Origin of the sequence: Nonomuraea zeae (genome assembly GCF_005889725.1) — a bacterium.
Lineage (GTDB): Bacteria > Actinomycetota > Actinomycetes > Streptosporangiales > Streptosporangiaceae > Nonomuraea > Nonomuraea zeae.
Map to the genome: position 1 here is coordinate 1 of NZ_VCKX01000032.1, position 14,802 is coordinate 14,802.

Consider the following 14,802-nt stretch of genomic DNA (forward strand, 5'->3'; position numbering starts at 1 on the left):
CCGCGCGCACCAGCTCCACCATCTGCCGGCGAAACTCCGGCGGATAGTTGTTCGGCACAGCAGACTCCTTCTTCCGGGAACCAGGGTTCCCCAGAGATCAGGTGTCCACCAAACCGGGCCAACTCCACATGATCACTCAAGGCCATTTTGCTGTCCGTGAAACGATCAACCCGCCGCTCAGAACAACAATCTGGACGATAAGAACAAGCTAAGGCGGAATGGCATGACCATCCGCTAGTTCCGATGACTCGATCACTTCACTCCCGTCACGATGGAAGCGTCCACACCATGCCCGCCTCAACCCAGGACAGCAGGCACCAGAGGAGGCACGGACAGCACGGCAAACGCATCGGTGAAGCTGGCCGTCTTCTCTAAGCGCCCGTCAACGTACGCTTCTCCGGCACCAGATGGTGAGGAACATGTCCATACTCCACGAGCAGATCGCGATACTCGCCCTCGTCAAGACGACAGACGGGCCCTGGCATCACATCTCTCGCCTCGTCCAGTCCCACGGCAGCGCAGCGCGACTCACCGCCGGCGACTTCGCACATCTCCGAGAGGAGTACCTTGCTCGAGCCACCGCTCTGGTCGCCCGCCTTGACCCTGACGACATGGGCTGGGCCGAAAGGCTCATCGCGGCCACCACAGACCAAGACACACAACTGATCACAGTTCTGGAAGAGAAGTATCCGAGCAACCTCGATTTTGCGCCCAACCTGCAACCCTTCTTGTGGATTCGTGGGCAGTTGCAAGCTGACGACGATCGGGCCGTGACCATCGTCGGCGACGGGGAGCACGCCGACGCTCAAGCAAGCGAGGCGGCTACCGCTCTCGCCCGCACTGGCCTGACCCTCGTGGCAGGCCTGGCGTCCGCCGTGGACGCGGTTGTCCACGAGGCCGCCCTCGCCGCGGGTGGCCGCACAATCGCGGCTCTGGATCATGGCATCTCGGTGCCACCCCGCCCTGAAAACGCCACTGTGGCCAAGGAGATAGCTGCAAGCGGAGCACTGGTCTCCCAGTTCTGGCCAAACGCCTCCACCACGGACGAGACGATCATGCTGTCGCGCATCGTGACCAGCGGCTTAGCTGAGGCCGTGTTCGTTGCCGACGGACATGAAGACGGCGTTGCGGCGGCTCAAACAGAGGTAGCACTCAAACAGGGCAAGCATGTGTTCGTACCTCAGCGGCTTCAGCAAGAACAGCCATGGGTTGCCAGGCTGGGGTTCCGGGGAGGCATCACTGCCGTCCAGGACATTGACGACCTCTCTACTCAGGTCGTCAATCTCATAGATATGACCCGGCAATCGACCATTTTCTGATCATGGGTGACGCCCGGGCGGTTACCGAGCGAATCATCCACGTGTACCGGAATGTCCCGGCAGAGGGCCCTGGAGTCTGCCGGATCTGCCATACGGGGCCGAACGACGCTCCAATTACCAAAGAGCCATGGTGGATTTGTTCCAGTTGCGATCGCACCACCCGAGGACTGTACCGCCACGCCAAGCAGGTAGTGCCCATCTCGTTATGCGTGCAAGACGATGGCGAGGGGGCGTTATACGCGGTCGTTGCCCGCAAGCGAAGCTTGGTCACGTCGAAAGGCAGGACGAAGCGCAGCACTGTGCTCGCCGCCACGATCGCCCGCTTCTACGAGGCGCACGCCTCATGCCTCAGCGAGCAGGCAGGCGGCCCTTTCACGCTGGTGACGACCATCCCCAGCACTCACCCCGACCCGCCGGCCAGGGCTCACATCCCGATGTCGGAGATCGCTACACACGTCGGCGCTCTGCAGCACCTCTACCAGCCAACCCTTCGCCCCAACTACGAGTGCACGCCGATACTCGCTGAACGGTGCTCCCACCCGGATGCCTTCCAGCCAACCGAGCCGATCAACCGTCTCAACCACGCGAAGGTGTTGCTGCTCGATGATCTCTTCGTGTCCGGCGCACATATACAAAGCGCTGCGTCGGCGCTGTACCAAGCGGGGGCAGACATCGTAGTAGCCCTGGTAGTCGCCAGGTTGATCAAGCCGGGATTCAACCCACACCGCGCCCGCATCTGGGAGCAGGCTGAGAGCGAAAGGTTCAGCTTCGAGCGTTGCTGCCTGTGCGCTCCATCAGCCGACCGCACTGCCTAGGACTGTATCCATGCGAGTTGCCACAGCGGCTGACCAGTCGGCTCGGCAAAGCTGCCCTTGTTGCCAATGTTAGCGACGTCCTCTGTCTGTTCTGGATGGCTGGACTAAGGCCGGACAGCTCGCCGAAATGGAAGCTCGTCCGAAACTCCGTAGCAGCGGATAAATCACCCCGTCCACAGAGCGAGCCTAATTGTCGGCGGTGGACTGTAGCGTCATTCGTAGTACGGCTGCGAAAGCACTGTAACGCCGTCGTGGATTTCGTCCCGTCGCACATGAGGTTGAGCCCTTGACGACCACAGATCGTACCTTCCGCCGGTCCTCCGGCACCTATCGGGCCGGCGGACCGAGTTCGGCGTTCAACTTCCTACCGATCAAGCTCACGGCGTCAGGGTTTCTGAGCCTGGATCCACGGATTCGAATCTGACGTAGCGGCAGTGAAATGAAACGAGGTGCCCTCCGATCTGGGAGGATGGGAGTTCTCTACGCTTCCAGCCACCGCAGTCAAAGGAAACCTCTGAAATGCGATTCTCCCACGCCGCGAGCAAGACTCATGCACGCTTCGACGATGAGTATGTGATCGCGTACGGCGGGCTGGCGAACTCTCTGAGGCCGCTCAGCGATGTGGACGCCCAGGAAGATTTCCACCTGCACCGTTCTGCATGAGCACCTGTTCGATGGCTTGTTGATACACGGGCCATCCGTGCTCGTGGCCGCCGGCCCAATCCCATTCGTGACGATCTCCCCCGAATTCTTTGATCTCAGGTGCGCGCCCCAGGGCCTCGGCGATCTGAAGGTAGGTAACACTGGCCGCGGCCAGGTGGGCTTTCTGACGGCACGAGTTCGCGAGCGGCGACCCCGGATTCTTCATGACCTCATCGAACGGCAACCCGCCCAGAGCGGCGTAGACGGCGTCGACGAAATCGTGCGCAGCGCCGGGAAGGAGATCGATTCGCCGTGACGTGGCTGGTGCTCGTTCCCCGATGGCCGCGTAGAGGCTGGCCAGATCCCCGTTGAACCAGTGATTGGCCGCCGTGCCAGCGAACCGCGCGAACTGCTTGTACGTCGGGAGCCTGCCATAGGCGGCGACGAACCTGTTCAGCTCGTAGGAGACCTCGGTCAACTCGCTCTTCCATCGGTGTTCGAGATATTCGGCCAGGTACCGATGGCTCCATCCCTGCCGATGACGCGTGATGATGTCCTTCAGTATTTCGAAGCCGGCACGGCGCTCGCCGATGACGACGCCCGTGGAGATGCCCGTTCGGCCCGCGTTCGCGTTCTGCTGGTGTGAATACACCGGCTGTGGCTCCCCGAGGTAGCGCTCGGCATGTTCGAGTTCGTCGAAGAGGCTGAGGTGGATGGGCGTACCGGCCTGTTCAAGTTCGTTCAGGTGGCGGCGGTAGTAGGAGCGCAAGCCCGGAAGGGTGGTGCGGGAGGTCGGGCCCTCACAGACGAACCAGGCCGTGAGCGCGACACCGTGCCAGAACGTGGCGGCGATGCCCAGGGTCTCGGCCATGAGCCTGTGCGGGTAGGGCTCGCTTACGATCGTCTCCGGCCAGCGCGGCAGGATGACGCCGTCCCAGAGGCGATCCACTTCCTCCACCAGATCTGGTGACAGGAGCCAGCGGTAGAGCTGCCGGATGGGTCCGAATCCGGCCTTGATCGCATACGGGCCGTCCTCGATCAGACCCCACAACGGGTGCATACCGGGTGCCTGGTGGGCATGGACAACGTCGAATTGCGACCACCATCGCCGCAGGACATCGACGCGCTGCTCCACGGGAGATACGGAGCTCCCCTGGCCTAGGAAGGCCGCGAGCATGGCCTCAACATCGCTGACGTCGATACCCTGCTGAGCCGCGACGGCTTCGGCCTTGGCTGACCCTCCGACAAACAACTTCGTCTCCGGCAGAGCGGTGACGATCTCCTCGCCCGGCCCTGGCGGCATCTCCACATAGTCCAGGTAGGACAGCCAGTCACCACCGAAGTAGGCGCTCAACACCGGCTGAAGGGCCTTGGTGAGCACCGTGCGCGCCAGCGGTGTCCCGCTCCGCGACTTCTTCACCGTGGCGCTGATCAGCGCCTGGATGCGTGCGGCGCGGAATCGTGCGGCCACCTGAAGCGGATCGGCTCGGGTCAGCTCATCGAGCAGGACGAGTCTGGCCCGTACCTGCCCCCCACGATCGAGGTGGCTCCAGCCCGCACCATAGGCGAAGACGCGGCTCTGCGAGGTGAGGGCCAGGCCCATGGCTGCGTACTTGGCCGTGATCTGGGCCCAAGTCTCCTCCTGCTCAGAGCCCGGCTTCGTTGAGCCTGTCGCCCGGACCGTGATCGGCGCCATGAGGTCGTCAAACAAGGGAATGAGCAGCGACCATGCCGCCAGGGCATCCGGTGCGGCACCGAGATGCACGCGGGCCACCTCGTCGGTGGCGAGCGTGATGGCATGCCAGGGATGGTGGCGGAGGTTCGCGGGCAGGTTGAGTACGCCCGCCTTGAGGGACAGCTGCTCGGTCAGGTACCAAGCGCCTCTTTGCTGCTGCGTGGAGAGGTTGTACGTCTCCCGCACGAGGGCCTGTTCCTGTCGGGTCAGGCTGTTCAGGGCCAGTGTGTCGCTGTTCTTGGAACCTTTCGGTCCTGCGACAACGGATATCGGGCGGTGACCCGCAAGAGCGGTCACAAGTACGTTCGCCACCAACTGATCGATCTCCGCGAACCTCGAGCTCCGGCCGGTGTCACGTTCCAGCCGCAGGAACTGGTCGGGATCCGCCGTCGCGAGCTCGGATGCGAATGGGTGCTCACCCATGAGTGCTCCTCATGACCGCCACGAACTGCTCGAATGGTCGTGGTTCCGATGTTTGCGCCACATATTTGGCGTAGGCCTGGGCCATCGCATGCAGCCGCCGCTCCTCCACGCGAGCCTCAATGCTCATCGGCGTGTGCAGGAACTGCTCTCGTGTGTTTCCCTCCTCATGGAGGACGCTGGCCTGCACCCGATCCTCAGACGGCCACCCACCCGGCGAGCTGCCGCCACGATCAGGAACCGGCGCGTCGCCAAAGTCGTCGGCATCGGGCGGCCGGGGATCCATGTCGTTCTCGGCCCGTAGGGTCTCGAGGTGTTCATCAAGGCCGAGCTCTCCGTGATACACCAGGTCGAGATGCTGTTCCTGGCGCCGCGCGCGGAGTTCAGGATGCTGTACGACCCGGATGCCGCGCCCCACAAGCTGGTAGAACTCGCCAAAACTGCCGTATGGCCGCATCGGGACCACGATGGCGATGGGTGGCAGGTCGTAGCCCTGGCCGAGCATCTTCATCTGCACTACCGCTTGCAGCGTCCCCGCCTCGCCTTCGTAGCGGGCCCTGACCGCGGCGATCTCGGAGTCGGACATGGAGTGGTGAAGCACACTGGCGGCGATGCCATGGGCGTTTGCGATGCGTGCGATCTGCTCCGCGTGCCGTTTGCCCAGCGCAGCGAACAACACCCGGGGACGGAGGGGCGCGAGGGCCCGGATCTGGACCTCCAGGCACCTACAAACACACTCCATCACCTTGCGTATCGGTTCCTCCGAGGTCGCGGTGATCTGCGCGACCTTGCGCTCGTCTTCCAGAACCTCCAGCAAAGCGTCCTTGCCGACGACGCGCTCGCGAAGGCCGTCCGGCCAGACGATCTCGTACTCCGTCTGTCCCACCTCCGGGCTGAATCGCTGTGCGCGCAGGTGCTTGGCGTGCCCGTCCGCGATCGAATCGATCAGCCGGTAGCGATAGACCACGTCAGCGGTCACCGGCCGTCCGTCACCGCGGCTGAAGCAGGCCGACATCAGCAGCCGGCGGGCATGCGGGAAATGCGCGAAGAGCCGCCGGTACGACTCTGCGGCCGCGATGTGCGCCTCATCGATCACGATGAAGTCGATGTCGTCCGGGGCGAGCTTGCCGAGCAGCCCGCTCTCACCGAGAGAGTGAAAGTTCGTGACAATTACTTCGGCGCGCAGCAGGCGTTCCCGGGAAACGGCGCGGATGGCGCCCTGTGCTCGGTCGAGCACCTCGACGACGGGCGGCCGGAGGCCAGCGATGAGAGGGCCACCCGGAAGCGTGAACAGCACGTTGCCCGCCATCGACGCGTCAAGCGCCCGGGCGAAGGTGCCTCTGATCACACGCCCTGGTGTGACGATCAGCGCCCGCCGCCGGGCGAAGGCAAGCGTGGCGGCGACGCCCAGCGCCGTCTTGCCGGCACCCACGGACATCACACAGGCGGCGTTGACCTGCCCCCGCCGGTAGTAGTTGGCCAGCGCCACAATGGCCTCGCTCTGGCATTGGCGCAACGGCTCCAGAGTCAGGCGCTCCCGTACCTGGTCGAAATAGCTCCGCTCGACCACCTGTGGCCGGGCGGGGGGCGTGATGATCGCCAGTGGCGTCGTGCCCATATCGTCAGGGATCGGAACGATGGGCTGCGCGATGAGGTATGTAGCCAAGAGAGGGTCGTCACGCAGAACGCGCTGGAGCTGCTCGACGCACAACCTGGTGTTTCGGCGGATCATCTCGTACGAGAACCGCAGCACGGTATAGCGCAACCCGACCAGGTGATTCTGCCGAATCCTGTCGTGCAGGAAAGCCGTCCTGTCGCTGTGGTACGCGAACCCGTCCAGTTCGATCGCAACACGCAGTCGTGACCCCGTCAGCAGGAAGTCCAGGCGATAATCATGGCCATCGGCCGCCACCGGGTGCTGCCCGCTCACGTGCTGTGCGATTCCCTTGGTCGCTGCGAAGCTGAGCACCCACTTGACGAAGGCGTTCTCAAGAAAAGAGTCGCCCCGGATCAGATCGACCAGACGGGCCACCTTCATCGCCCCTCTGCGTCGAGTGCGGCCACTTTCGCCTCCAAGTCCGCGCGCCGGTAACTCTCCCCGAACCGCTGGGCCCGGCGGCTCACCGCCACGGCGTCGCGAAGCGCGCCCTCGGTCTCCAGAAGCTTCATCCAGACCTCCACCGACGCGAGCCGAGCAAACCCTTGTGCCGGATCCGCTTCATCGATCGCGACAGCATGCGGGACCGCCTCTATCAGGCCGAGGTCGAGGGCGGCGAACACCTCAACGAACTGCAGCCCCTCAGGCGCCGATCGGCGCCGCGACCACAACTGCTTGATGGCGCCTTGCAAGAGGAAGTGGTAGTCCGACGCGATGCCCGGAAGTTCCACTCCTTCCCACACCCAGCGAACGAGCCCGTTCGTGTCCATGTGTTTGGTGTCGGCGAAGGCGCGGCGGTGGGCCGGGGAAGCGCTGGTTCCGCCCTCCGGGGTCGGCCAGTACAGGTACCGGGAACCGCGCTCCTGGCGAGGCCGTACATGAGCATCCGGCAGCCGGGAGCGGTCGATGTCAGGGCTGCCGGTGAACCCTATGCCTAAGATGTCCGCCATCCGCGTGTACCACCGTGCCACCGGTCGCCCCCTCCACCTGCGCATGCACAGTCAGCGAGGAGATCATCGCCTGGAAAGCGTCGAGTGTTACGGCGGCGGCCCCGCCGGCCAAAAGTGCGTTTGCGTGACCCTGCGTCCAGTGTGATGTTGGGCGGCGGCTTCTATGCGACATCGTCCGATCTCGGCCATCAAGGGGGTGAACACAGACAGTACGGTTGACATACGGCATTTCGGCCGAGAGGCGAACGAGCCATCCACTCCATCTCGCGCCTGGCGACCCCATCCCCACCCCAGACCTTCCACAACGCCTCTTGGAGACGCGGGCTGAGCGCGCCGATTCCTACAGAGACCCGCATCTGAAGAGCGGGAACGTCTCGGAAGGATCCGGCCGCGAGTATCGTTTTGACCAGGCCAAACGGCCCTCAAACGATGGGCGATGGGAGGTCCTTGCCGAGGTGCCAATGTACAGTGAGCAGCAACCCATATCGCCCATCAGGAGACATGTTGGACTCGAAACGACTCGAGCTATCCTAAGCGGGTGCCGCAGGTTCGAATCCTGCCGGGGGCGCTCACCTAGATCGGCATTTCAGGCTCCTGACCTGCTGTTTCACAGCCGCAGGTCGTTTTATTTTGCGCCCTTGATAGGCAGCGGACGGTGCCCGCATGCAGTCGTAAGACCATGATCAGGGGATATATGCGGGATGGTCTTGAAAGCGTTTCCCCAGGTCAAACAGAGTAGTGGGCCATCCGAGCGCCCGACAACCTGCTCAGGCCGCCTCCCTGCTGTGCTGGGCGCACGAGAAGGCTCAGTACCGAGTCCCGACCCCGCCTGCAGGCAAAGGTTCAGGTAGAGACGATGTGCCTGTAGCAGATGTTCAATACTTCGAGACTCAGATAATCGTCGTTGTTCCGGAGTAGGCCGAGGCCCCAGGTGAGGCTGGCCACCTGGGGGAAGGCATCCAGGGGGTCGAGACCCAGCGCGGCGATGGCGGCCGACAGTGCGTTGCGCTTGCGGTGCAGGTCGTCCACCTGTGCCTGCGTGCCAGCTGTGCCGATCTGCCGGTCGTACTCGTCGGACAGGGTCCGCAGCCGCTGGACAAGGAGCTCGATCTCCGCTTCCGGCGGTCTGGCATCGATGGCGGCCAAGACCGCCTCGGTGAGGGGGGTGCGCACGTCGGCGGTGGACAGGCCGATGGCGATGAACATCCGCAGCATCCTGGGCACCTGCTCCCGCCCGGGGTGGTCGACGATGTCGCGAATCTGCGGTGCCCGGGTGAGAAGTTCCCGCATGTCCGCGTACGGCAGCCGAACGGCGCCCTGACGAGCAGGACGGGACGGGCTTATCCGGACGGGCGTCCACACCGCGTCCATCCAGGTGTCGTCGGTCTCGATGCCGGTGACCGCCTCGACGAGGGCGAAGGCCGCAGCCTTCCACGAGGTGCGCCAGTCTCCGTCATCGATCCCCAGGGACCTGCTCCATCGGCGGGCGTCGTCGAGACCCTCCTGGTCGTCACCCATGCCCGCGGGGTCGAAGGTCACGGCGATCGCCGAATGGGTGACGTAGGAGAGGCTCGCGTTGACGCACCAGGTCAGGTTGAGCCCCTCTCCGGAGCCGCAGGCATCGAGCAGGACGTCATTGCGCGCGCCGATGGTGCTGTCCGGTTCCAGGACGATGATCCATTCGCCTTGCCTGCGCAGCAGGACCACTGGTTCTGGCTCGTCGGCCGACCGGAGCGCCAGATGGTTGCCGACACTGGTGACCTGGCCTCGGACTGCGTCGGCGGGCTCGCCGTTGAAGGCCCGAACGACGTACTCGAGTTCGGCTCCACGAACCCACGTGACGCAGATGGCCTCGTCGAGCAATTCCCACACGTCATCGGCTGCCACGGCCGAATCGTCGTCATCCATCTGACCATGCTCCCGCTTGTGTCGCGAGAAGGCCCGCGAGGCGCATCAGACCGGCCAGGCCGGACCTGATGCGCCTCACGGGCCTACCCATTGCCCTTGCTACAACGTCGGTTCTATCTCATCTGCTTGGCATGACGCCGCTACTCCTTCGACCGGCGGAGGAATATCGTCCAGGCCGGCGTACGGGGGTTCGCCGGGGAGTGTGGCCCATACCCAGAACGGGTCCATGTCAAGGAGTCGATTGTATACGTTGAAGTTTTTCAGGCGCAGGCCCGCCTTGCAGTTGTCATCGTAGTCATGCAGGCTGACGGAGTAGTTGATGCCGGCCCGGCTGACGCCCTGATAGGTAGCGGCCATCGGATACTCGTCGCAACTGAGCGGCTTTCTCCATTCGCCGCCGTTCACCCTGCGGCACGCTCTTTGAGCCTCAGTGCGGTTCGTACTATTCAGAGACTCGTTTGTGGTACGCCACAGACAGCCCGATTCGTACGCACCTCGCCTGCACGTGGGGTCGTTCGGATTGAATCGCCCAGGTATGGACTTTGTCTGGCCGGCCGGTGCGGCGGGGAGTGTCGATTGCGGGGCGTCGAGAGCCTTGCGGACGTGCCGCGCCGTCTCGACCACCTTGGTGTCTTTGGCGCCGTCGAGCACGAACACCGGGATGGGGTCCCACATGATGCATGCGCCAGTGTAGTACTTATAGAACGTCGAACTGTCGCACCGTACCAGATAGGGTTCTTCGAGCGGGTAGAAGTAGTCGTCCTTGTCGTCGACGTCGGGCGACTTGACCCACGGCCCTACACCGCACCATGACTTCTTCGCCGGACCACCCACGTGAATCGGCTCTTTGCTGGTGAGTTGCCATCCGGTGTCGCCGCCGTCTTTCCACTGCTGCAGAGTCTTTTCGATACCGTCCGGGTTGGTCACCATGCAGCTACTGAGCTGCCCGGTGTTGTTCTGCAGCCCGATTCTGATTCTTGGATTGCAGTAGTTGGGCTGTGCCGAGCAGGTGACGGTGTCAACGCGCGCCCAGACGTTGAATTGCCTGCTGGTGAGACCGGGCTTCCCCCGAGCGGCCATATTGGGTCTGGTCGATCCCACGTAGCTATGAGCCACCATGGTCACACGTGCTTTCCACTTCCCCAGCCATTTCGTGCGCTCCTTGTCCTGGTAGATGGGACCATCCATCCAGAACACCATGCACATGTTATGCGTATTCGCGTACATGCCCGCGCCGAGCGCCCCATATTGCTTCACGATCTCGTCCTGGCAATCCTCCTGCTCTATCCGCCTGTAGTTGAAGGTGCGGCCGGCGTTGGCCTGCTGTACGGCCTTCTGCGTCGTCTTGGCGGGGGCAGACTCCGTAGGCGCGGACAAGTCAACCTTCAGGACTTGCCATGATGACCAAGCACCAGGAACCGTGCCGATGGTTGTCCGGGCGCGCCAGCGCACTGTCGACCCGTCAGCGAGCTTTCCCTCAGGGATCTGGACGCTAGCGACCGAACCAGCAGTGAGGCTCGCGCTGCCCGACCAGATCAAGTGCTCACCTTCGGTCGTCTTGGACGTCTTTGTGAGCTTGGTGTGTTTGGCAGGCGTACGGGCGATTTCCACGTCGACTTTGGCCTCAGCGTCGCGCCCAGCAGCCACCCAGGTGCTCAGGCGGGGGGTGAGAGTAGAGGTGACGGTGACGCCGCCCGCTGTGCGACTGCCGTCCACCGCCAGCTTCTCTATCCCGGTGCCGAGGTCATCCACGCTGGCATGCGCCTGCGCCGCCCCACTCGGCGCCGCCGCAGCACCGATGGGGGTGTTCATGTCGGCCTGGATCTCGGTCGCGGTCTGGACACGGTTGTAGATGCGCACCTCGTCGATCAGGCCGCTGTAGAACTCCTCGTCCCATACCGCGTTGCCGCCGAGGTGCAGCACGCCGCCGTCGTCGCGGAGGTTGCCGGTCATCGGTGTCTGGTCGATCTGGGTACCGTTGAGGTACAGGGTGACGATCGTGCCGTCATAGGTGACGGCCAGGTGGCTCCATTGGTTCAATGGCAGCGGATCATCGCCTACCACTGACTTGGTGGTGGTGGCGTTTTGCAGGGTCCCCAGCGGAACATCGTCGACAGATGAGTACAGTCCGTAGGAGGCATCATCAGCGTTCTCTTTCCACAGCACGGTGCGCCAGCCGTCCACTGTCACCGGCCGGACCCATGCCGAGAATGTCAGTGTGTTCATCAAGCGCAGTGACTCGTCGTGCGGGACAGTGACCCAGCTGGAGAGGCCGTTGAAGGACAGGGCGTTGCCGTGCTTACCGGTCGTCCAGGTGGTATCGGTGGCCGCTCCAGTGTTGTTATGCCCGGAGGCGTCACCCACGGTCGTGCCCGAACCCTCGTTCATGCCGTATGCCGCCATCAGGCCCTCGTTCGCGGGCGGCTCGGTCGCCGTGGCCGATGCCTCGGCCGACGCGGGCCCCATGTTGCCGGCTGCATCGACGGCGCGCACCTGGTAGTAGTACGTACCCGCGGTCAGCCCCGGGTCCAGGAACGAGGTGCCCTCGGCGGAGCCGACCTGGTTGGCGCTCGACGGGGTGAAGCCGGGCGTCGTGGACCGGTGAATCGTGTAGCCCATCACGTCCACGTTGTCGGTTGCGGCCGTCCAGGTCAGGGACGCCGAGTTGGGGCCGCCCGTCGCGGCGAGCGAGCCGGGCGCGGTTGGGGCCTGGGTGTCGGGCGGTTGCGGCTGGCTAAGGGGGGTGTTCATGTCGGTCTGGATCTCGGCAGCGCTCTGTGCGCGGTTGTAGACGCGCACTTCGTCGATCAGGCCGTGGAAGTACTCACGCCAGATCTGGTTGCCGCCGATCCGAAGTGGGCTGCCGTCGCTGTACAAGCTGCCACTGAAATCGGTCTGGGCCACCTGCTGGCCGTTGACGAACAGCCGTAGCGCGGCGCCGTCGTAGGTGAGCGCCAGATGGCTCCAGGTGTTCACCGACAACGGCGACATTCCATCGACCGTTGCAGAGCTTCCGGGTGCGTCCTGCGCCCAGCCGCTGGGAGCCGCGCCGTTGGAGGCGTACAAGGTGTAGGAGACGCCGCCGGTGCCCAGTTCCTTGCCCACCACGCTGCGCCAGTTTGCCACGCTGGCCGGATTTACCCAGGCCGACAGCGTCATGCCGGTCGTTAGACGCAGCGACGCGGTGTCGGGCACGGTGACCCAGCTGGATGTCCCGTCGAACGAGAGCGCCTTACCGTATTTGCCGTCCACCACGGTGGTACTGGTACCGGTGCCGGTGTTGTTCTGTCCGGAGGAGTCGGCCACACTGACGCCGGTACCCTCATCCATGCCGTAGCCCGCTACCAGCCCCGGCACAGGCGCGGGGCCGTTAGATTCGTCACCTTGATCGGACAGATCGAGGTCTCGTAGCCATTCTTCCTCGGTCGCATCCTCGGGCGGCTCGTAGCCGAGGCTGGAGTTGTGGAGCACCACCTTGCCGGACGACACCCTGCGATCCATGTTCTGGTCTTCGCTCAGGTCAGGGACGACCGGCATCGAACTGGAGGACCGACGGCTGGCGATCACCTCGTCGTACGTTGGCTGCTCACTGAGCGGTGCACCCATCCGGATCGTCATCGTACGGGAGACTTGCGCGGGCGTGTAGTCGATGATGAGGGCAGGTGGGTGACGATAGCCCGGGTAAGGAGCGCCGCCGCCGAATTGGCTGGAATAGTACTGGCGCCAGTTGATCGCGGCGGTCTCGCTGGCGGCCTTCAGCACGATCCCGTGGTTGGGCACGCCTTGCTGAATCCAGGCGCGGGTCATGGCGGTGACCTCGTAGAAGAGTTCCTCGTCCTTGGCGCACCAGCTGGCGGGGTCGGCGTCGTAGTTGTAGCCGGAGTAGTTCACCGTCTCCGGGGCCGTGCTCGAAGGCTGGTTGTACCAGTCCAGGCTGTCGATCGTGCCGTCCAGGGTCCAGTCGGAGGTGACGCGCGCGGCCCGGATTCCCACGCCCATGGTCTCCCCGCACAGCTGCCCGTTGGGGCCGCCGGATTTGTAGTTCCACATCCGCAGGTCCGCGTCGTTGACGGTGGCACCCTGCAGCACCGGGTCGGTGGTGTCGAACTTCATGTACGCGCGGGCAATGTCCGCGCTGGTGGAGGTGGTGCCCGCGCGAAGGTACCCGGCTGCGGAGTTGTTGTTGTAGGGGTCGTTCTTGCTGATCCAGGCATCGTCGGGAGCGCCACCGCCGAACCATATGGAGGAGGCGGCGACGGTCACTGGGTAGGTTACCGCGGGGTCGGCCAGGAACTTCTCATCCGGAGAGAACACCAGCTCTGACGTCTTACCGGTGGTCTCGACCTGCGCCTTGACGGAGGAAGTCCTGCCCTGCTCGGGCGCGGCCTCCACCTTGGCGTCCGTCGCGGTCAGCACGATCGGCGCGGCCTTGGCCTTGCCCTTGGCGTCCTTGAGCTGCGGCAACCCCTGCGGGGTTTCGCCGAAGGTGGTGCCCTCGGGCAGAGTGAGCGGCAGCCGTACGGTCACCGGGCCGGTCGGCCGCTGCCGGAAGACCACCTGGGAGATAAAGCCGTCGGCTTGGGCCAGCACCACCAGGTCCGCCCCCGGTGCCACGGCGTCGGGATAGGCGACCGCGTTGCCGGAGACCTTGGGTTCCGGCAACGCGCGAGTCACGCTCAGGCCGATCTCACCGTGCTTATCGGCCGCAGACACCAAGTGCTTAGCGCCGCGCCCGCCGAAGGTCAGCGGGGTCTTGACCCGGGCTGCCTGGAGCTTGCCGTCGCGGCTGACGACGCTGGTGTCGATGGGTTCCCAGGCCCCGCTGGCCGGGTTCTTGAGCTGAACGGGCCGGGTGTGCAGCTCGGCTCGCATGTTCTTGCCGTCGGGGTTGGCCCAGACCTTCATGGTCTCGGTGAAGCGGGAGGGAACCTCGACGGGTTTGCCGGTCTTGGCGGCCTTGTCCCAGGCGGTTTTGAGCCCGGGATCCGAGGTAGCGCCTGGCGGTGTCGTGGATACGGGGGACAGGGTGGGCGGCGGCGTGGGACCCTCTGCGATCGCGGGCGCGCTCATGAGTGAGAGCGGCATCATCAGAGTCGCGATCAGGGCAGCGCGGCGGCGCGTCCGGGTGGATAAGCCGGATGCCGATCGTCGTGTGTTCACTCACAACCTTTCGAACAGATGTAGTAAAACGACTTGATCGTCACATACGGCTTAGCTGAAAGTAAAGATCGTCATCAGTATCGGGAACGCGATGCTCCGTGGTCACCGTGATCCGCTCTCGGCCCACAGCTGTCCTACCGCTGTCGCAGCCAGCGGGGTTGCCGGCACTCCTGTGACCGTCGGTCTCCAGACATAT

At 64.2% G+C, this 14,802-nt stretch carries 7 protein-coding genes; 2 read left to right on the forward strand and 5 right to left on the reverse strand.

The genetic code is table 11. The features are described 5' to 3' along the window. Nucleotides 1–419: 419 nt before the first annotated feature. A complete protein-coding gene (locus tag ETD85_RS13290) occupies nt 420–1,319 on the forward strand; it encodes a DNA-processing protein DprA (protein WP_170246651.1) in 900 nt (299 codons plus the stop codon). A 2-nt stretch (nt 1,320–1,321) separates the two neighbouring features. After that, the gene (locus tag ETD85_RS13295) at nt 1,322–2,134 is read left to right on the forward strand and encodes a phosphoribosyltransferase (RefSeq protein ID WP_138689985.1); all 813 of its coding nucleotides are present in this window, start codon (nt 1,322–1,324) and stop codon (nt 2,132–2,134) included. A gap of 613 nt (nt 2,135–2,747) precedes the next feature. On the opposite strand, the gene ETD85_RS13300 is transcribed toward ETD85_RS13295, so the two are convergent. The 5 genes from ETD85_RS13300 to ETD85_RS13320 all read right to left on the reverse strand — a co-directional run bounded on the left by ETD85_RS13300 (nt 2,748) and on the right by ETD85_RS13320 (nt 14,606). After that, nucleotides 2,748–4,934 (reverse strand): stress protein, encoded by a 2,187-nt coding sequence (locus tag ETD85_RS13300; RefSeq protein WP_138689986.1) that lies wholly within the window; start codon nt 4,932–4,934, stop codon nt 2,748–2,750. Then, nucleotides 4,927–6,969: a DEAD/DEAH box helicase family protein gene (locus tag ETD85_RS13305; protein WP_138689987.1), complete on the reverse strand. Its 2,043-nt coding sequence runs from the start codon at nt 6,967–6,969 to the stop codon at nt 4,927–4,929. Before ETD85_RS13305 ends, ETD85_RS13300 begins: the two co-directional genes overlap by 8 nt. Then, the gene (locus ETD85_RS13310) at nt 6,966–7,538 is read right to left on the reverse strand and encodes a hypothetical protein (RefSeq protein WP_138689988.1); all 573 of its coding nucleotides are present in this window, start codon (nt 7,536–7,538) and stop codon (nt 6,966–6,968) included. The genes ETD85_RS13305 and ETD85_RS13310 overlap by 4 nt, the downstream gene beginning before the upstream one ends. A gap of 843 nt (nt 7,539–8,381) precedes the next feature. After that, nucleotides 8,382–9,446, reverse strand: coding sequence for a DUF6461 domain-containing protein (locus ETD85_RS13315; RefSeq protein WP_138689989.1), 1,065 nt, complete (start codon nt 9,444–9,446; stop codon nt 8,382–8,384). Between the two features lie 99 nt (nt 9,447–9,545). Next, nucleotides 9,546–14,606 (reverse strand): LamG-like jellyroll fold domain-containing protein, encoded by a 5,061-nt coding sequence (locus ETD85_RS13320; RefSeq protein ID WP_138689990.1) that lies wholly within the window; start codon nt 14,604–14,606, stop codon nt 9,546–9,548. Nucleotides 14,607–14,802: the final 196 nt, after the last annotated feature.

Coding starts and splice junctions, on each gene's coding strand:
- ETD85_RS13290 (WP_170246651.1), top strand. CDS start 420: ATGTCCATACTCCACGAGCAGATCGCGATACTCGCCCTCGTCAAGACG.
- ETD85_RS13295 (WP_138689985.1), top strand. CDS start 1,322: ATGGGTGACGCCCGGGCGGTTACCGAGCGAATCATCCACGTGTACCGG.
- ETD85_RS13300 (WP_138689986.1), bottom strand. CDS start 4,934: ATGGGTGAGCACCCATTCGCATCCGAGCTCGCGACGGCGGATCCCGAC.
- ETD85_RS13305 (WP_138689987.1), bottom strand. CDS start 6,969: ATGAAGGTGGCCCGTCTGGTCGATCTGATCCGGGGCGACTCTTTTCTT.
- ETD85_RS13310 (WP_138689988.1), bottom strand. CDS start 7,538: ATGGCGGACATCTTAGGCATAGGGTTCACCGGCAGCCCTGACATCGAC.
- ETD85_RS13315 (WP_138689989.1), bottom strand. CDS start 9,446: ATGGATGACGACGATTCGGCCGTGGCAGCCGATGACGTGTGGGAATTG.